Origin of the sequence: Paraplanobispora takensis, from assembly GCF_016863195.1 — a bacterium.
Taxonomy (GTDB): domain Bacteria; phylum Actinomycetota; class Actinomycetes; order Streptosporangiales; family Streptosporangiaceae; genus Planobispora; species Planobispora takensis.
Map to the genome: position 1 here is coordinate 13,736 of NZ_BOOK01000056.1, position 18,354 is coordinate 32,089.

Genomic DNA, 18,354 nt, shown 5'->3' on the forward strand with positions numbered 1-18,354 from the left:
ATCGGTCATCCGGTGACCGTGACCGCCACCTTCGTCCTGCTGATCAACGACCACCTGCTCAAACACCTGTGGCCCGGCTTCATCACCGGCAAACTCAGCGACCTGGCCGGCCTGATGGTCGCCCCGCCCCTGCTCGCCCTGGCCCGCATCCCCGCCCCGGCCGCCATCCTGATCACCGGCGCCGGCTTCACCCTGGTCAAAACCACGCAAGCAGGCGCCGAGACCGCCTCCCAAGCCTGGACCCTGATCGCCGGCCCCTCCCGCATCCTGGCCGACCCCACCGACCTGATCACCCTGCCCGCCCTGGCCGCCGCCTGGCTCATCTGGCGCCGCTGCCAATCCGAACAGGCCGCACAACGAGCCCGCACCCTCATCATCGTCCCCATCGCCCTGATCGCCGTCACCGCCACCGCGGCGGCGCCCCCGCCTCCCGACGCGACCACTGTCGTCAGTGACGGTGAGACGATCACCGTTTTCGACGGGTACAGAGTGGACTACGGCCCGATCACGTCACGGGACGGCGGCCGGACCTGGGTCCGGCAACCGGCTCCCACCCCCGGTCCGAGCTCGTCTCCGGATCCGTCCGCCCCGGCCGCGCGCACCCCGGAGGCGGGTTCGGCGTCGATCGCGCCGGCCCGGCCGGTGTCCCCGGTGCCCGAGAGCTGCGTCCCCGGTGAGCCCGGGCACTGCTACCGCGTCGTCCGGGGCCGGCTGGCCGTGGAGGAGTCGCGTGACGACGGGGGGAGTTGGAAGATCGCGTGGGAGGTCCCCGAGGACCGCGAGGAGATACTCCGGCGGAACTGGGACGGCACACGACGGGGGGAATGGGGTTCCGGGGCCGTCGCGGTGCACCCGGCCCAGGACGGCCACGTGGTGGTCGCGGCCAACGGCAGCGACGGCGTCGCCGTACGGGACGCGGACGGCACCTGGCGGCGCCTGGGTTTCTCCGCCGACGGCCTCTCGCTCTCCGCCGAGGCGGCGGTCCCGCTCAACGCAGCGGATCCCGACCTGACCCGGGAGTATGCGATGGGCCTGTTCGCCGGGTTGATCGTCCTCCTGGCCGGGGTCGCCGTGGCCCGCCGCCGTCGTGCCCCCGGCCACGGTTACGCGGCCGCGGCCTACGCCCTGGCCTCGGTCGGCCTCCTCGTCGCGATCACCTCGGACGGGCAGCTGTTCTCGCCCGTGATGACCATGGCGGCTCTGACCTTCGCCGTGGTGAGCGGGGCGTTCGCGATCGCCGCGGCCCGCCCGGCACGCATGCCCGGCTGGGCGTGGTCCTGCGTTCTGGCGTCGGCCGCGGGCACCGCGCTGGCGATCTGGGCCGTCTTCCTCGGCTGGATCTCGGGGACCCCGGGCGGCTACGGGACGGCGGTGGCTTTCTCCTGCTCGGCCACGGTCATCGGGCTGGCGGGGGCGGCGCTGGCCGGGTGGAAAGGCCGGAGGGACCCGGCCCGCGTGGGCCGTTCGTGAATCTCCGGGGGCCCGCCGGCGGCGGGCCCCCGGGGATCGCGGGACTTACTTGGCCGGCTCCAGGACGTCGAGGCCGACGTAGGGGCGCAGGGCCCTGGGCACCACGACCGAGCCGTCGGCCTGCTGGTGGTTCTCCAGGATGGCGACGATCCAGCGGGTGGTGGCCAGCGTGCCGTTCAGCGTGGCGACGTGCTGGGGCTTGCCGCCGGAGTCGCGGAAGCGCACGCCCAGGCGGCGGGCCTGGAAGTCGGTGCAGTTGGAGGTCGAGGTCAGCTCGCGGTAGCGGCCCTGGGTCGGGATCCAGGCCTCGCAGTCGTACTTGCGCGCGGCCGAGGTGCCGAGGTCGCCCGCGGCCGTGTCGATGATGCGGTAGGGCACCTCGATCTTGGCGAGCATCTCCTTCTCCCAGGCGAGAAGGCGCAGGTGCTCCTCGTGCGCGTCCTCGGGACGGCAGTAGGAGAACATCTCGACCTTGTCGAACTGGTGGACCCGGATGATGCCGCGGGTGTCCTTGCCGTACGAGCCGGCCTCCCTGCGGAAGCAGGACGACCATCCGGCGTAACGGTACGGCAGCGCGGAGCCGTCGAGGATCTCGTCGGCGTGGTAGGCCGCCAGCGGCACCTCCGAGGTGCCGACCAGGTAGAGGTCGTCATCGGGCAGGCGGTAGATCTCCTTGTCGTGGGCGACGTGGAAACCGGTGCCCTGCATGGCCTCGGGCTTGACCAGGACAGGGGTGATCATCGGGGTGAACCCGGCCTCGACCGCCTGCTGCATCGCCATGTTGAGCAGGCCGAGCTGGAGGCGGGCGCCGGCGCCCTTGAGGAAGAAGAACCGCGAGCCCGACACCTTCGCGCCGCGCTCCATGTCGATGGCGCCGAGCAGCTCGCCCAGCTCCAGGTGGTCGCGGGGCTCGAAGTCGAAGGCACGCCTCTCGCCGACCTCCTCGAGCACGACGTAGTCGTCCTCGCCGCCCTGCGGGGCGCCCTCCTCGACGATGTTGGGCACCGTCTGCAGGACCTCGTCGAGCTCGACCGCCAGCTTCTCGGCCTCGGCCTCCAGCGCCTTCACCTGCGCGGCGAGGTCCTTGGCGCGGCTCAGCAGCGCCGTCTTCTCCTCACCGGACGCCTTCGAGACCGACTTGCCCATGGTCTTCTGCTCGGCGCGCAGCGACTCGAACGAGGCCAGCGCGGAGCGGCGGCGCTCGTCGAGGTCGAGCAGCGTGTCGACGACAGAGTCGTCCTCACCGCGGGCACGCTGCGACGCCCGTAGCCGGTCGGGATCCTCACGAAGGGTACGCAGGTCAATCACACACATAGGCTACCGATGTACGGACCGCACCCGCGTGGATATATCGCCTATCGGAGCGCCTTCAGGTCGAGGACGTGCGAGAGGCCGCCGCTCTCCGGCCTCCAGCCGACCGGATTTGCGGTGATCAGACCTGGCCGGTCCTGATCCTGGACAGCCAGCCGGCGGCCTCGGCGAAGTCGGCGTCGGCCGTGCCCCGCTTGATCTGGGGGGACAGGCGGTCGGCGCGCGGATAGCTGCCGAGGAAGCGCACGTCGGCGCAGACCCGGTGCAGACCGGAGATCGCCTCGCCGACCCGGGCGTCGGCCACGTGGCCCTCGAAGTCGAAGTGGAAGAAGTAACGGCCGATGCCGTCGCCGGTGGGCCGCGACTCGATGCGGGTCAGGTTGACCCCGCGCACCGCGAACTCGGTCAGCATCTCCAGCAGAGCGCCCGGGTGGTCGTCGGAGAGGAAGACCACCAGCGAGGTCCGGTCGGCGCCGGTGGGCTCGGGCAGCGGGGCGGGCCTGGTCACGTGGACGAACCGGGTCACCGTGTCGGAGCGGTCGCCGATGCCCGAGGCCAGCTCGACCAGGCCGTAGTGCTCGCCGGCGATGCGCGCGGCGATGGCCGCGTCGTACGGCGAGCCGGGCAGGGCGACCTCCTGGGCCGCGCCCGCGGTCGACGGGGCGGCGACGGTCACCGCGTCGGGCAGCTCGCGGGCGACGAACCCGCGGCACTGGGTGAGGGCCGCCGGGTGGGAGAAGATCCGCTTGATGTTGCCGATCTCGGTGCCGGGACGGGCCAGCAGCGAGAACTCGACCGGCAGCAGCACCTCGGCGGTGATCAGCAGCGGCTCGCCCCAGGCCAGCTCGTCCAGGGTCGTGGCGATGCCGCCTTCGAGGGAGTTCTCCAGCGGGACGACGGCACCGTCGGCCTCGCCGCGACGGGCCGCGTCGAGCGCCGCGCTGACGTTCGCGCTCGGCAGGCGCTCGGCGTCCGGCGCCAGGATCCGCAGGGCTTCCTCGGCGAAGGTGCCCTCGGGGCCCAGGTAGGCGAGTTTCGGCATACCCCCAGGTTATCCGGTGGGTGTCCGGAAGTGTGCGGAGAACGACATACTCGACCTCCGGAAAAATGCCGAAAAGCAGGGGAGCACCCGGATCGGCAGGACGCCCTCCCGGCTGAGCCCCCTCGGCGCACTCGCCCCCGGCCGGTCCGCTCATCCGCTCGCCCGACCCCGGCCGGTCCGCTCACCCGGCCCCGGCCGGCCCCGTCCCCGCGTGGAAGGCCGCGCGCCGTCCCGGCAGCCAGACGCCCAGCAGCCACACCAACCCCAGCGCGCCGAGCCCGAACGCGTTCTGCACGATCTTGCCCGCCACCGGGCTGAGCACCGGGATCTCCGCCGCCCTGATCGCCACTCCCCACCACGGGATCGGCACCACGTAGTAGAGCCAGACCCCGGCCGCCACCCGCAGGCGCACCGGGTCCCGCCCGTCGCCGACGATGGCGCCGAGCACGACGACCACCCAGGCCAGGTGGTGGATCCAGGCCACCGGGGACAGCAGCACGGCCATCAGCCCGACCAGGGCGACGGCGGTCACCGTGTCACCGCCGAGCGTGGCCCTGCGGGCGTGGCGGAAGCCGTACCAGCCGACGGCCGCCACCAGGACGAGCCAGATCGCGCTCGTCAGCGCGTCGGGCAGGTAGAGCCGGATGAGCATGCCGCGCATCGACTGGTTGGTGGTCGCGGCGTTGGCGCCCAGCCGTTCGGGGTCGAGCAGCGCGCGGAACCAGAAGTCCCTGGCGTCGTCCGGGATCACCAGGAACGGCAGCAGCGTCAGCAGCGCCGCCGTGAAGACGGCCATGAAGAAGGTTCTGCGCTGCTCCTCGCGCGCCCCGGGACCGAAGCCGGCGATGAGGAGATAGATCAGGAAGACGCCGGGGGTGAGCTTGACCGCCGTGGCCAGGCCGATCAGCATGCCGCGAGGCCACACCGGCCGCCGGGCCGCGCAGTCGGCCAGGCAGAGCGCGACCAGCAGGATGTCCACCTGCCCGAAGCGCACCTGGTCCCTGATCGGCATCAGGTATGTGCACATGACCGTCAGGAACGCGAACGCCAGCGGCATCCACACCGGGCGCGGAATCGCCCATGCGGGCCCCGGACGGCCGGGGGCGGCCTCCGCGCCGCCGGAGACACCGGGCACCCCGGGACGGCCGATGCGGGCGAGCACGGCGCGGAAGCCGTACCCGACGGTGATCGCCAGCGTGACGAAGATCCCCGCCGTCCACACCCACTGGGCCACCGGCCACGACATCACCGCCAGCGGCGTGGCCAGCAGGGCCGCGATGGGCGGGTAGGTGAAGGGCAGCAGCTGCGGCGCGGGCGTGGCGAAGTCGTAGACCGGCCGGCCGGAGAGGATCATCTCGCCACCGGTACGGTAAACGTCCAGGTCGACCAGGCGCTGGTCGTCGACGTTGCCGAGCCAGTGGAGCACCAGGGGTCCGGCCGCCGCCATGATGAGCAGCAGCGCGAGCGGCCACGCCCACGCGGGCCGCCCGGTCGCCACGGTCGTCTCGCCAGTCGTCACGACCAGGCAGGCTACCGTGAGCGTCCGGGAACGCCATCAGTCACCGGCGAACACGACAGGGCACGACAGGGAGGGCCGGATGGGCTCAGTACGCGGGTGTCACCGGCCGTCCGGCCCGCTCACGGTGCTCTTCCTCCTGCTCGCCGCCGTCGCGCTGCCGCTGCTGTCCGCCGGTACGGCGGCCGCCTCCGTCAGGCCCGAGCCCGTGCGGGTGGTGGTCGTCGGGGCGCCGGGGCTGCTGTGGAGCGACCTCGACCCCGCCCGGACGCCGAACCTGTGGAAGCTCGTCGAGAGCGGCGGGGCGGCGTCCCTGTCCACCCGGGCCGCTCCGCCCAAGGGCCGGGGTTTCATCTGCCCGGTCGAGGGCTGGCTGACGTTCTCGGCCGGGCAGCGCGCGGGGGCCCCGGGGACGGGGTGCGCGCCGGTCCCGGCTCCGCAGGTCTCCGGCGCCGGGGCGAGCGTGCCGGGCTGGACGGAGATGCTGGCCTACAACCGCGACGAGACCGACTACGAGCCGGTGCTGGGTCAACTGGGCGGGCTGGTGACCGCGGCGGGCGGCGCGGTGGCCGCGGTCGGGCCGGGGGCCGTGCTGGGCGCCGCCGACGAGTCCGGAAAAGTCGGGAAATATGCGGAGACCGTTGACCAGCTCGGCGACCTGACGCCGTACCGGTTGGTCGTCGTCGAGGCCGGAGACCTCGCCCGGGCCTGGACGGCGACCGGTGCGGCCGCGGACGGCGGCCCTGCGGACCTGCCCGAGCAGGCCAGGCGCGAGGCCGTGGCGGCGATCGACCGGCAGGTGGGCGCGGTGGTCTCCCGGCTCCCCGCGGACACGACGCTCCTCGTCGCCGGGCTGTCCGACGCGGCCGCCACGGCCCACCTGCACGTCGCCCTCGCCTCGGGTCGGTCACCGAACAGCGAGCCGTACCCCCGCGGCCGTCTGTCGGCCGCCTCCACCCGCCAGGACGGCCTGGTCACCGTCACCGACCTGACCGCCACCGCGATCGCCCTGCTCGGCCTGGACCAGCCCACGACCGCCGTCGGCCGCGCCTGGACCGGCCAGGGCCCGAGCGGAGAGCCGGCCGCCTCGACCGTGGCGGACCTGGCCGGCGAGGACCTGGCCAGCCAGGTCCTGCGCGAGGTCCGCGGACCGTTCTTCAGCGTCTTCGTGGCCGTGGAGATCCTGTTCTACGTGCTGGCCGCCGCCGCGATCCGCCGGGGCTGGGGCGGCGCCCGCGCGCTGTCCGCCGCCCAGATGGTCGCCGTGGTCAGCGGCGCCGTCGCGGTTGCGACCTTCCTGGCCCAGCTCGTGCCCTGGTGGACCTTCCCCGCGCCGATGGCCGGGCTGATCGTGACCATCCTCGCCATCGCCTGCGCGGTCGCCGGGATCGCGCTCGGCGGTCCGTGGCGGCGGCACGTGCTCGGCCCGCTGACCGTGGTCGCCGGGATCACCTCGCTGGCCCTGCTGGCCGACGTGATGACCGGCTCCACCCTTCAGGTCAACGCCGTCACCGGCTACGAGCCCGTGACCGGCGGGCGGTTCTACGGGTTCGGCAACATCGCCTTCGCCGTCTACGCGGCCGGGACGATCCTGGCCCTGGCCGGAGTCGCCCAGTGGCTGATCGACCGCGGACGGCGCGGGCCCGCTCTGACGGTCTGCGCGCTGTACGGCGGGCTGGCGGTGTTCGCCGACGGGTGGCCCGCCTGGGGGGCGGACTTCGGCGGGGTCCCGGCGTTCCTGGCCGGGGTGGCCGTCTTCCTGATCCTGCTGTCCGGCCGCCGGGTCTCGCCGGTCAAGCTCGGCATGATCGGCCTGGCCGGCGCCGTGCTGATCGGCGCGATCGCGGTCGCCGACTGGCTGCGGCCCACCGAGCGCCGCACCCACCTGGGCACGTTCGTCCAGCAGGTGCTGGACGGCGAGGCCTGGACGGTGGTCGCCCGCAAGTTCGGCGCGATGATCGGGGTCACGGTCGGGAACTGGTCGCTGACCCTGCTGTCCCTGGTCGCGCTGGCCTTCCTGTTCCTGGTGCTGAACCGGCCCTCCCGGTGGGGCGCGCCCGCGCTGGGCCGGGCCTACGCCCTCGCGCCCACGCTGCGCGCCGGGTTGATCGGCGCCCTGACCTGCGCGCTCATCGGGTTCCTGATGAACGACTCGGGCATCGCCATCCCCGCGATGGCCCTCACCGTCGCGGTGCCGCTGACGCTGGCCGCCTGCGTGCGCGCCCTGCGGCTCTCGCCGCCCACCACACCAGAGCGGCCGTCAACGCCAGCAGGGACCACGGCACCACCTGCTGCCTGACGACGGTCTTCAGCCAGAGCAGGTCGTCGGGGCGCAGCGCCTCCCTGGCGGGCAGGTAGCCGAGCGACAGGATCGTCGTCCTGGCCACCACGAAGCCCTCCAGCGCGGGCCACGAGGCCGTCATGGCCAGGAGCGCGAAGGCCAGCCCGTCGTACCACGGCAGGGCGTACGGCGCGGCGAACAGCCAGGCGGTCACGATCACCGCCGCCACCGCCGGAGCCGAGAGCGGCACGCCCGTCCCGCCCGCCCCGGACCCCGGGATGCTTCCGCCGGGCGCGGGGACCGGCGCGATGACACCGGATCGCGGTCCCGGCGTGATCCCGGCACCGGAGGCGGCGCGCAGGAGCAGCCAGGCCAGGACGGCCAGCAGGCCCATGGTGCCGATCTGGATCCACAGGGTGTAGGCGCCCGGTCCGAACAGCGACTGCAGGCCGATCTTCACCAGCTGCCAGGGGGTGGCCAGGGAGACCTTCTTGCCGGCTTCGCCCACCTGGTCCAGCACGTGCGGTCCGGCGAGCCCGTAGGCGACCACCACCGCGGCGGTCGCCGTGCCCGCGACGACGGCGAGCCTGCGGGGTGAGCGTCGCAGCGCCCAGGCGGGCCCGAGGGCGACCAGCCCGGCGTTGAGCTTGACCGCGATCCCGGCCCCGAGCAGCAGCCCGGAGGCGGCCAGCAACGGCCACAGCCTGCCGGACCGCCTCCCCGCCCGGCCTCCGGCCACCATCCCGGTTGCCCCGTGCGGTGGCGCGCCGACCGCGTCCACCGCGCCCGCCGTCCCCGCCCCGCCCGTCAGCCGCCCGGCCCCCAGCGCGACCAGGGCGGCGATCATGCAGACGACGGCGAGGGTGTCGACGTGCATCCCGGCGGACAGGTGGTAGATCATCAGCGGGTTGACCGCCCACAGCAGCGCCGCCCGTCGCTGAAGATCGTCGTCCCCGCCGGTGAACCGGTGGATCAGCAGCGAGGTGCCGATGAAGGCGGCGGCGTTGAACAGCGCCATCACGAAGACGGTCAGCCTGACCGAGTCGCCGCCCGCCAGGCTCGCCAGTGCCTGCAGGACGGTGGCCACCGGGCCGTAGACGCTGGTCACCCCGGCCCACTCCTCGACCGAGCCGGTGACCGGGTCATCGGGCAGCTCGGCCGGGGTGACGGCGTAGGGGTCGTGGCCGAGGGCGGCCAGCCGGCCGTAGGCCGCGTAGTTCAGGTGGTCCGGCGAGCCGGAGGGCGGCAGGAAGGCGAGCAGCGCCACCGCGGCCGACCCGGCGGCCAGCAGCCACCGCGGGTCCGGCCGCCACCGCGACCGCAGCGCCGCGCCGAGCCCGGCCCCGCCCAGCAGGACCGCGAGGGCGGCCATGGCGATCACCAGGTGGCCGCTCGGGGCGGCGTCCAGGGAGTATGGCGGGTGCCAGGAGGGCCCGGCCGGCCCGGGCACCATGGCCGACGGCCCCAGCAGCCCGATCAGGATCGTCAGCAGGACCGACACGCCCATGGCCCAGCGCGCGAAGGCGCCGAGGGCGTCACGCGAGCCGGGCGCCGTGTTCTTCCCGGCCACCGCCGAATCCAGGGTCACCCGCAAATTCCAGCACACCCGGCGGCTCGCCCGTCCCGGTTGTCCACAGCCCCCGAGTTATCCACAGGCCCCGGGTAACCGGTGACGCGCAAGCCACCGGGCACTCCGGCCCCCGCCCGCTCGTCCCCCCGTCCACCGGGCCGCCCGCCGTACACCGGCGCCGGAAAGGTCTGCACGCCGGTGCCCCACAACGACACACCGGCGGAACAGCCATGCCCCCACCGGCTGCCAAGGCTCGGCGGTCAACGACGCCGGATGACCGAAAACGTCGGCCGATCAGCGGCGTACAGTGGCCGACGGCCTCGACCGATCAGCGGCGTACGGCGACCGGCCGGTCAGGGGCGCAGGGCTTTGCGCGCCAGGAGGGCGCGGCCGACGTCGCGGAACTGGCGGGCGCGATGGATCTGGGCCCGCCAGTCGGTGCCGGTGGCCCGGTGGGCCATCTCCACCTCGACCTCGCGGACCCGGAACCCCCGGCGGATCAGGTCGATGGTCAGACCCGTCTCCACCCCGAAGCCGCGTGCCAGGGGCAGGGCGGCGTCGAAGGCGGCCCTGGTCAGGCATCGCTGGCCGTTGAGCGGCTGGGCGGGAGTCCAGCCGGTGGCGCGCTCGATGCCCTGGCGGGCGAGGTTCACCACGAAGCCGTGGCCGCCCAGCTTCACGCGGGTGACGAAGACCGCGATGGTCATGTCCGCCTCACCCGACCGGACCGGCTCGATCAGGGGGGCGGCCGTGTGCGCGGTCTCCCCCAGATCGGCGTCCAGGAACAGAAGGTGACGCGGCTGCTCGTCCTCGGCGTCGAGCAGCCGCACGACCTCGGCGCCGCTCTCCATGGCCGCGGCCTTGCCCCGGTTGCGGCTGTGCCGTACGACACGGGCCCCGGTGGCCCTGGCCTTCTGGCCCGTCCGGTCGGACGAGCCGTCGTCCACGACCACGACGAGGTCCACACCGGACAGCGCCATCGCCGCCGTCACGGTGGCGCCGATCCGGTCCTCCTCGTCCTTGGCCGGGATGATCACCGCTGTTCCGGTCACGACTCCCGCTCCCGAACTCGCTCCACCGGGCGGCCGCGCCGCCCGTCCGTCCGGCTGATGCCGCCCAGGCGGCTCACGCCTTGGGTTCGGCCGTCAGCAGTTCCTCGGGCACCGTCTCGTGCACGGTGAACACCGAGTCGAGACCGGTCACCTGGAGGATCTTGCGGACGGCGGGCCGGGGCCCGGCCACCTCAAGGGCGCCGCCGCGCTCACGCAACCGCTTGAGCGCGGAGAGCAGCACGTTCATCCCCGTGGAGTCGCAGAACTCCACGCCGGACATGTCGATGACCACGAGGGTCGTGGCGCCCTCCTGGAGCAGCCGGGTGAACTCGGCTTGCAGGCGAGGCGCGGTATATAGGTCGATTTCTCCGACAATGGCCATGACGGTGCGCCCGCCATGAGATCGAGTTGAGACTTTTAGCTCCACAGCGGGCACACTAGCGGCGCGAAGGCCCGGGGTCACGTTCTCTCGGCCGCATGGTGTCTGCGAGGCATCGCCGGATCAGGGTCGTCTGTTCTTTGTCCCCCGTTCTCCCCTCATGAGAACCCTCAGTGCGCAAAGCTTGACACTGTGCGACGTCAGCTCGACAGAGAGGAAGGCGCCCAGTGGGGGACCGCACCGCCACGGAACCGGTCGCGCAGGACATCAGGACCGGAGACCGGGGTCTCCACGCTGGAGGCATTCGATGAACACCGATCTCGATCTTCCCGAGGATTCCCAGCGGCGACGGCTCCAGGAGCGCCTGGAGTCCGCCATCGCCCGTGCCAGGAGGGCCACGTCCTGGCGTGAGGCGGCCGCCCCGCTCCGTGGCCTGGTCAACCGGGAGGGCTTCGTTCCGATAAGGACCCGCCTGAGCCGCGAGGATCTCGACTTCCTCGAAGAGGCGCGCGAGGAACTGCTGGACTTCGCCGTTCTCGGGGTACGGCTCCTCGACCTCCACCAGCCCCGCGACGCGGGCGGCATCACCAGCGACACCGCGCACCCGATCCTGCGCTGCCGGAGCTGCATGTGGCGCTGGCCGTGCCCGACCTTCCGCGCCATGTCGGAGACCTTCGGCGAACCACGCGGGCACGACGAGTACGACGACACCCCCGTCCTCCGCCACCGTGTCGAGCCCGACGACGGCGGGACAGGAGGCCATGAGGCCGGCGCCGTCCGGATGACCGTCATGATCCCGGCCCAGTCGGAGGGTGAGACCGCGGCGCTCGCGCTCCCCACCGGACCGTCGGAGGGCTGACCTCCGGCTCTCCGGAGAACCGGCCATCGGCCCCTGCCCCTCCGGAGAACGGCCTGGAGAGCGGCCCGGGGAACGGCCTGGAGAACGGCCCCGGAGGCCGTCAGGACGACAGCGGCAGGCGGATCTCGAAGCGGCAGCCGGGGCCGGAGTTGACGACGCCGATGTCCCCCTCGTGGGCCTCCACGATGCCGCGGGCGATCGCCAGGCCGAGCCCCGCCCCGGCGCCGTCCCCGAGCGGGCTGCGGGCCGTCTCTCCGCGGAAGGCCACGTCGAACACGCGGGGCAGGTCGTCGGCCGGGATCCCGCCGCAGGCGTCGGCCACCGACAGGCAGGCGAGGCCGTCCTCGACCGTCGCGCTGACCGAGACCGTGCCGTCGGCGGGGGTGTGCCGGATGGCGTTGACCACCAGGTTGCTCAGGGCCCGGGAGAGCTCTCCGGCGTCCGCCTGGACGGGCACCGCCGGCTCGATCGCCCCCTCCAGCCGCACCCCCTTGGCGCGGGCCAGCGGCTCCACCCCGGCCAGGGCGTCGGCGACCAGGTCGCCGAGGCCGATCCTGGTGCGGGACAGGCGCAGCGACCCGGCGTGGATCCTGGACAGCTCGAACAGGTCGTCGACCATGCCCGACAGGCGGTCCACCTCCAGGCGGATCCGGGTGTGATAGCGGTCCACGGTCTCGCGGTCGGAGACCACGCCGTCCTCCAGCGCCTCGGCCATCGCGCGCATCCCGGCCAGCGGGGTGCGCAGGTCGTGGCTGACCCAGGAGACGAGCTCGCGGCGGGCGTCCTCCAGGGCGCGCTCGCGCTCGCGGCCCAGGCGGATCCGCCGGTAGGCCTCATCCAGGCTCGCGGCGATCGTGTCGAGCTCGGCGGGCAGGCCCTGCGGCGGGGTGAACTCCCCGGACGGGGGGACCTCCTGTACGGCGGCGACGAGCCTGCGGCTGGCGGCCACGATCCGCCGGGCCAGCACCGCCGCCACGCCCAGGCCGATCAGGCCGCTGACGGCGACCACGCTGAGCACGATGTTCCTGGGCGTGCCCTCGATGATCATTTTCAGGGTGATCGCCACCATGCCCGCCACCGTCACCACCACCGGGACGGCCGCGACCACCGCGAGCATGACCCCGATCGACCGCTTCCGCAGCAGGTGCATCGCGCCCAGCCCGGTCAGCGCGACCAGCAGGCCGATCCCGGCGGTGACCGCGACGATCTCCACGATGTCCGGGATCACGACAGGTCCAGCGGTTCGTAGCGGTAGCCGACGCCCCACACGGTGACGATGCGCCGGGGGGCGGTCGGGTCGGGCTCGATCTTCTCGCGGAGGCGGCGGACGTGCACGGTCACCGTGGAGGAGTCGCCGAAGGACCAGCCCCAGACCTGGTCGAGCAGGGCGGAGCGGCTGAAGGCCTGGCGGGGGTTGCGCATCATGTGGGCCAGCAGGTCGAACTCGCGCGCGGTCAGCATGATCAGCTCGTCGTCGAGCCGCACCTCGTGCGCGCCCACGTCGACCACCAGTTCGCCGTCCCGCAGCACGCCGGTGCCCGCCGGGACGGAGGCGCCGCGGGCCCGCCGCAGCACCGACTGCACCCGCAGGGCCAGCTCGCGCGGGCTGAACGGCTTGGTCACGTAGTCGTCGGCGCCGGTCTCCAGGCCGACGACCCGGTCGATCTCCTCACCGAGCGCGGTCAGCATGATCACCGGGACCGGCCAGCGTTCCCTGAGCTTCCTGCAGACCTGCAGGCCGTCCATCTTGGGAAGCATCAGGTCGAGCACGAGCAGGTCCGGCGGGTTGGACAGCGCGCGCCTGAGGGCCTCCGCGCCGTCTCCGACGCACTCGACGTCGTGCCCGTCGCGTTCGAGATAGCGGGCCACGACCTCGGCCACGGTCGGATCGTCGTCGACCACCAGAATCCGCGCGCTCATGCCCTCCACCGTAGGCGGGACACCGCCGATCGCCGAACCACGTCACCGGACCGTAAGACTCGATCGTTATGCGCCCGGACCGCTGCCGCAGGCGCGGCGGACGTACGGTGGACCCATGGGTCGTACTGTGATGGCAGTGCTGGGCGGCATCCTGGCGCTCTACGTGGTGTTCGGGATCGTTCTCCCCGCGCTGTTCGGGCTGATCAAGTTCATGTTCGTGCTGGCCCTGGTGGCGTTCGCGGTCGTTCTCGCGGTCACCGTCGCGGCCAAGTTCTCCCGGACCTCCAAGTGATCCGCGGGTGAGCCCCCGCTCACCCCGGACGAGCACGCCTGTGGATCCCGCCGCGGCGGGATCCACAGGACTCAGACCCGCTCTCTCCCCGCAGGCTCGGGAACGGGCATCCGGCCGCCGCCCACGGCGTTGAGAGCCGTGACCACGGCCCAGACCGTGGTCATCTCGCCCTCGTGCCTGACGCCCCATCTTTCGGCCAGATACTCGACGATGCCCAGGCCACGGCCTCCCAGCGCGGACAGCGAGGCTCTTCCCGCACGTGGTTCGGTGGTGGCTCCCCCGTCACTCACCGCTACTTCGACGTGCCCGTCGGTCCAGCGCCATGACACTTTGACCTGCCCGGACGGCAGGGGGTGCGCATGTCGCAGCGCGTTGCTCAGCAGCTCGCTCACCACCAGCACGGCGTCGTTGATCGCGGTCTCGTAGACACCCCATTCCTGCAGGTCGGAGCTGAGGCACTGGCGCGCGACGGCGACGCTTGACGGTGCGTAAGGCAACATCACGACGCTCGACGGACTCACCCCCCGTATCCCTGTTCCCCCTGAGGAACACACCCCAGATACGACCGAAATGCCCCGTTACATGGACGGAGAAACCGCACTCCGATCACCGCTTGTGCACATGGACAATAGATCAGCCCTCCCGTTACCGGCCCGTTACCGCACGAGCGTGTCGGAGCCGCTAAGAGCGCCCGGCGTGTCGGCCCTCCTCAGGGAAAGCCTCATACGGGTGCCCCCGCCGGCCCGGGGATAGGCCGACACGTCGCCTCCCTGGGCCAGGGCCAGGCTGCGCACGATGTAGAGGCCGAGGCCGACCCCGCCGAACCGTCGCCGGTCGCCGCTCTCCACCTGGACGAAGCGCTCGAAGATGCGGTCGCGGTCGGCCGGGGCGATGCCCACGCCCTCGTCGTCGACGGCGAGGACCACCCGTTCGCCGTCCGGCCACGCCGCGACCTTGATCAGGCCGCCGTCCGGGGAGTACTTGAAGGCGTTCTCCAGGAGCTGGCCCAGCACGATGTCGGTGGCGAGCGCGTCCCCGGAGACCATCGGCAGGTCGTCGGGGACGACCACCTCGACCCGGTGCACGTCCGACAGGACCGGCAGGCCCAGGGTGGCGGACCTGACCAGCTCGCCGAGGTCGAACGCCTCGATCTTGAGGGTGAGCTCCCCGGCCCCGGCGCGCGAGCCCAGCAGCAGGTGGTCCATGAGATCGCCCAGGGAACGCGCCCGCTCGGCGATGGTGTGGACCGCGGAGCGGCGCTCGGTGTCGCTCAGCCCGTCCCAGCGCGTGTCGAGCATGGCGGCGAAGCCGCGGACCACGGTGATCGGGGTGCGCAGCTCGTGGCTGGTGGTGGCCAGGAACAGGTCCTTGGCCTCCTCCAGCTCCTTGGCCCGGGTGATGTCGCGGAAGTCCACCACGGTCTCCCCGGTCTCCGGGATCTCCGCGCGGAGCACGTCGAGCCAGATGCCCGAGGGGAGCTGGTAGGTGAGCTTGTCCCCCGGCTCGGGCAGCGGGAACGGCGGCGGCTCGCCGATCATCTCGGCGACGTGGAAGCCGGTCAGCTCCGCCGCCGCCGGGTTCCACTGGATGACCCGGCCCAGGGTGTCGAGGACCGCGATGCCGTCGGCGCTGGCGTCGAACACCGCGCGCTCGTGGGCGCGCTGCCGTACGGCCTCCTGGTAGGCCATGGCGTTGCCGACGGCGATCCCGGCGTGCCCGGCCAGCAGCTCCAGGAGCTCGAGCTCGACGTGACCGGCCTTGCCGTTGGCGAACAGGGCGTAGAGCGCGCCGTACGGCCGCCCGCCCACGGCCGCCACGCCGAGCGCGATGGTGTGCAGGCCCGGCAGCCACGACCAGACCAGTTCGTCCAGCCGGGCCTGGTCGCCGGTCTCCAGCAGCACGGTACGGCCGGCCCGCAGGAGCTTGCCCACCAGGCTGGTGCGCAGGTCGGCGGTCGAGCCGCGCAGCTCGTCGGGGAGCCTGTGGCAGGCCACCAGGCGCAGCCGGTCTCCCTCGATGAGCACGAATCCGCCCGCGTCGGCGCCCGTCAGCTCGGTGAGGCTGGCCGCGATCCGGTCGAGCACCGTGGGCAGCTCCAGCTCGGCGTTGATGTCGGCGACCACGTCGGTCAGCCTGCGCACGAGCTGGGCCCGGCGTACGGCCTTGTCGCTGGCGCTCTCGTCGTCCTGGGTCAGGTGGTAGACGCTGACGTAGCCGAGCAGGGCGCCGGCCTCCGAGCAGAGCGCGCCGGTGTCCACGCGCACGTCGAACAGCCTGCCGTCACGCCGGAACCGCTTGGTCCGCAGCGAGACCTGGCCCCCGGTGCGGACACGTTCGAGGACGGCGTTGTGCTCGGCGGTGAGCTCCTCGGGGACTATCGGGAGGCGCCGGCCGAGAGCCTCCTCGGCGGACCAGCCGAACAGGCGCTCGGCGGCGGGGTTCCACGTCAGGATCGTCTGGTCCCGATCGAGGGCGACGACCGCGTTGGGGGAGCTGGCGACGATCTCGCGGCCGATGGCGTCGTCACTGATCGCAGTGCTGTCATCACGCACATCTCCATAGTGCCGTTTCAGACGGCCTGATCTTGGCACTTTCGCCCCGCATGTGCTGACGGTCCGGGAGGCGATCCGTCCGATACGCTGCGGTCACCACACACCTGGACGCGAAAGGGTGGGGCCATGTCATCCGGGCCGGCCGGCGACCTCGACGCACTGCTACGGGTGACTTCGCCCACCTATGTCGGCGACAGGCATCCCGACGTCGCGTTCAGCACCCATGACGGGCCGGTGGGCCGCCTGGTCCTCGCGGTGACCGCCCGGGGGGTGGTCTCGTGCAGCTACGAGGACGAGAACGTCGTCTTCGAGCGCGTCGCCCGCGACATCAGCACGTTCATCGGGGGCGACCCCCGGCGGATCGACCCGGTCCGCCGTGAGCTGGACGCCTACTTCTCGGGCCGCCTGCGCACCTTCACCACCCCCGTGGACCTCCAGCTCGCCACCCCGTTCGCCAGGACCGTGCTGCAGATGATGCCGGCGGTGCCGTACGGGACGGTGACCACCTACCAGCGGATCGCCGAGCGGATCGGCAGGCCCCGGGCGCTGCGCGCGGTCGGCAACGCGATCGGCGCCAACCCGGTGTGCGTGATCGTGCCCTGCCACCGGGTGGTGGAGAGCGAGAGCGTCCTCGGCGGCTACGCCGGCGGCACGACCGCCAAGGAACGGCTCTTCAGGATCGAGGGGATCCGTTAGCGGCGGGACAGCCTGCCCAGGGCGAGGGTGACCAGGCCGGAGACGAGGAAGGCGCCGATGGCCGCGCTCATCCAGGGCTGCGGGACGAACCCGATCGCCTCGCGGACACCGGTCCAGAAACCGCTCCACCAGCCCATCTCCTCGGCGGTCGGCAGCGCGGCGAGCATCCACCAGGCCGCGAAGCCGAGCACCCACGGGAGCACCATGAGCCAGCGGGAGGGCGCGTTCTCCGAGGTGTCCCAGTTCGCGCCGCGGCCGAGCAGGAAGTAGTCCACCGCCAGCACACCGAACATCGGCACGAACACGGCGCCGATGATCCCGAGGAAGGCGATGTAGTCCTCGGCCTCGACGAAGATCGCCAGCAGGGTGACCACCACGCCGGTGCCGACGGAGATGATCCGCCGGTCCAGCCGGGGCAGCAGGTTCTGCAGCGACATCGCGGTGGAGTAGACGTTGACGAACGACTGGTCGGTCTCGCGCAGCACCAGGATGCCGAAGAACAGCCAGCCGAGCGGGGCCGCCACGAACGGGTCCCACACCTTGTCCGGGTCGTTGCCGACGAGCGCGAGCGCGGCGACGCCCAGGGTCAGGCAGGCCACCTGGGCGATCGTGTAACCGCCGACCACTCCGGCGAAGGCGGCCCGGCCCGAACGGGAGAACCGGGCGAAGTCCGCCGCCACCGGCACCCACGAGACCGACAGCGCGATCACGTAGTCGACGGAGGGGGCGAACGCCTCCCAGGTGCCCGCGCCGAGTGACGGCCCGCGGCTGAACAGCGCGACGGCGAACCAGATCATCGAGATGATCACGCCCGCCGTGACGTAGCGGCGCAGCAGGCGCACCGCGCCCAGCGGGCGGATGGTCAGCGCGACGGTGATCGCTCCGCCGAGGACCACCCAGACGGCGTAGGGCACCTCGATCCCGAAGGAGCCGGCGATGGCCTGGGCGCCCTGGGCGATGACCCACAGCTCGAACGCCCCCCAGCCGAGCATCTGGATGATGTTGAGCACGGTCGGGACGTATGACAGCCTCGCCCCGAACAACCCGCGCAGCAGCACCATCGCCGGGGCGCCGGTCTGCTGGCCGGGGATCGCCGCCAGAGCGACCATCGCGGTGCCGATGAGGCTGCCGACGACGGCGGCGGCGATCGCGGCCAGGAAACTCAGGGGCCGGTCCTGCAGCGGGTTGATCAGCGCGATCGCGCCGGAGAACCCGAGCAGGCTGACGCCGAGGTTGGCCCAGAGGGCGCCCTGGTCGAGCACGCCGAGCGTCTTCGGCGGCGCCTCGTCGAGGGTGAGGGGGGCTTCGGCATGTTTGGACACAATGACGTCGGACGTCATCACCGCTCCCTACGCCGGCATTACCCGGACAGGTTCATGCGGTCGGCGGTGCGTGGGAGGACCCTGCAGGCCCT

General features: G+C 72.6%; 16 protein-coding genes. 5 read left to right on the forward strand and 11 right to left on the reverse strand.

Features of this window, described 5'->3' with window-relative positions; all coding sequences use genetic code 11:
• The first annotated feature begins 12 nt into the window (after positions 1–12).
• A complete protein-coding gene (locus Pta02_RS33550; RefSeq protein ID WP_203879021.1) occupies positions 13–1,470 on the forward strand; it encodes a hypothetical protein in 1,458 nt (485 codons plus the stop codon).
• 45 nt (positions 1,471–1,515) lie between these two features.
• On the opposite strand, the gene serS is transcribed toward Pta02_RS33550, so the two are convergent.
• The 3 genes from serS to Pta02_RS33565 form a co-directional block, all read right to left on the reverse strand.
• Positions 1,516–2,778: a serine--tRNA ligase gene (gene serS, locus Pta02_RS33555; RefSeq protein ID WP_203879022.1), complete on the reverse strand. Its 1,263-nt coding sequence runs from the start codon at positions 2,776–2,778 to the stop codon at positions 1,516–1,518.
• 124 nt (positions 2,779–2,902) lie between these two features.
• Positions 2,903–3,823 carry a prephenate dehydratase gene (gene pheA / locus Pta02_RS33560; protein ID WP_203879023.1) on the reverse strand — a complete coding sequence of 307 codons (921 nt, stop codon included), beginning with the start codon at positions 3,821–3,823 and terminating at the stop codon, positions 2,903–2,905.
• Between the two features lie 181 nt (positions 3,824–4,004).
• Positions 4,005–5,342: a glycosyltransferase 87 family protein gene (locus Pta02_RS33565; protein WP_203879024.1), complete on the reverse strand. Its 1,338-nt coding sequence runs from the start codon at positions 5,340–5,342 to the stop codon at positions 4,005–4,007.
• Between the two features lie 79 nt (positions 5,343–5,421).
• Here Pta02_RS33565 and Pta02_RS33570 point away from each other — a divergent pair, with 79 nt between their 5' ends.
• The gene (locus Pta02_RS33570) at positions 5,422–7,638 is read left to right on the forward strand and encodes a hypothetical protein (RefSeq protein ID WP_203879025.1); all 2,217 of its coding nucleotides are present in this window, start codon (positions 5,422–5,424) and stop codon (positions 7,636–7,638) included.
• On the opposite strand, the gene mptB is transcribed toward Pta02_RS33570, so the two are convergent.
• The 3 genes from mptB to Pta02_RS33585 all read right to left on the reverse strand — a co-directional run bounded on the left by mptB (position 7,520) and on the right by Pta02_RS33585 (position 10,669).
• Complete coding sequence (gene mptB / locus Pta02_RS33575; protein ID WP_239131435.1) at positions 7,520–9,208, reverse strand: polyprenol phosphomannose-dependent alpha 1,6 mannosyltransferase MptB; 1,689 nt, start codon at positions 9,206–9,208, stop codon at positions 7,520–7,522. The two genes, Pta02_RS33570 and mptB, sit on opposite strands and share 119 nt — an antisense overlap.
• Positions 9,209–9,543: 335 nt before the next feature.
• Positions 9,544–10,242: a glycosyltransferase family 2 protein gene (locus Pta02_RS33580; protein WP_203879026.1), complete on the reverse strand. Its 699-nt coding sequence runs from the start codon at positions 10,240–10,242 to the stop codon at positions 9,544–9,546.
• Positions 10,243–10,315: 73 nt separating this feature from the next.
• Complete coding sequence (locus tag Pta02_RS33585) at positions 10,316–10,669, reverse strand: STAS domain-containing protein (protein ID WP_203879027.1); 354 nt, start codon at positions 10,667–10,669, stop codon at positions 10,316–10,318.
• A 259-nt stretch (positions 10,670–10,928) separates the two neighbouring features.
• On the opposite strand from Pta02_RS33585, the gene Pta02_RS33590 reads away from it, so the two are divergent.
• Positions 10,929–11,480, forward strand: coding sequence for a hypothetical protein (locus Pta02_RS33590; RefSeq protein WP_239131436.1), 552 nt, complete (start codon positions 10,929–10,931; stop codon positions 11,478–11,480).
• 100 nt (positions 11,481–11,580) lie between these two features.
• Here Pta02_RS33590 and Pta02_RS33595 read toward each other — a convergent pair whose 3' ends face one another.
• A complete protein-coding gene (locus tag Pta02_RS33595; protein ID WP_203879028.1) occupies positions 11,581–12,708 on the reverse strand; it encodes a sensor histidine kinase in 1,128 nt (375 codons plus the stop codon).
• The gene (locus Pta02_RS33600) at positions 12,705–13,400 is read right to left on the reverse strand and encodes a response regulator (RefSeq protein WP_203879029.1); all 696 of its coding nucleotides are present in this window, start codon (positions 13,398–13,400) and stop codon (positions 12,705–12,707) included. The genes Pta02_RS33595 and Pta02_RS33600 overlap by 4 nt, the downstream gene beginning before the upstream one ends.
• Positions 13,401–13,515: 115 nt before the next feature.
• Here Pta02_RS33600 and Pta02_RS33605 point away from each other — a divergent pair, with 115 nt between their 5' ends.
• Entirely contained in the window at positions 13,516–13,692 is a 177-nt protein-coding gene (locus Pta02_RS33605) for a hypothetical protein (protein ID WP_203879083.1), read from the forward strand.
• A 71-nt stretch (positions 13,693–13,763) separates the two neighbouring features.
• On the opposite strand, the gene Pta02_RS33610 is transcribed toward Pta02_RS33605, so the two are convergent.
• Positions 13,764–14,213: an ATP-binding protein gene (locus tag Pta02_RS33610; RefSeq protein ID WP_239131437.1), complete on the reverse strand. Its 450-nt coding sequence runs from the start codon at positions 14,211–14,213 to the stop codon at positions 13,764–13,766.
• A gap of 135 nt (positions 14,214–14,348) precedes the next feature.
• Entirely contained in the window at positions 14,349–16,244 is a 1,896-nt protein-coding gene (locus Pta02_RS33615) for a sensor histidine kinase (RefSeq protein ID WP_203879030.1), read from the reverse strand.
• Positions 16,245–16,370: 126 nt separating this feature from the next.
• Between Pta02_RS33615 and Pta02_RS33620 the strand changes: the two genes are divergently transcribed.
• Positions 16,371–16,940, forward strand: a complete 570-nt coding sequence (locus Pta02_RS33620; protein WP_203879031.1) for a methylated-DNA--[protein]-cysteine S-methyltransferase — start codon at positions 16,371–16,373, stop codon at positions 16,938–16,940.
• Here Pta02_RS33620 and Pta02_RS33625 read toward each other — a convergent pair.
• Positions 16,937–18,280, reverse strand: coding sequence for a purine-cytosine permease family protein (locus Pta02_RS33625; protein ID WP_203879032.1), 1,344 nt, complete (start codon positions 18,278–18,280; stop codon positions 16,937–16,939). The genes Pta02_RS33620 and Pta02_RS33625 overlap by 4 nt on opposite strands.
• Between the last annotated feature and the right edge of the window lie 74 nt (positions 18,281–18,354).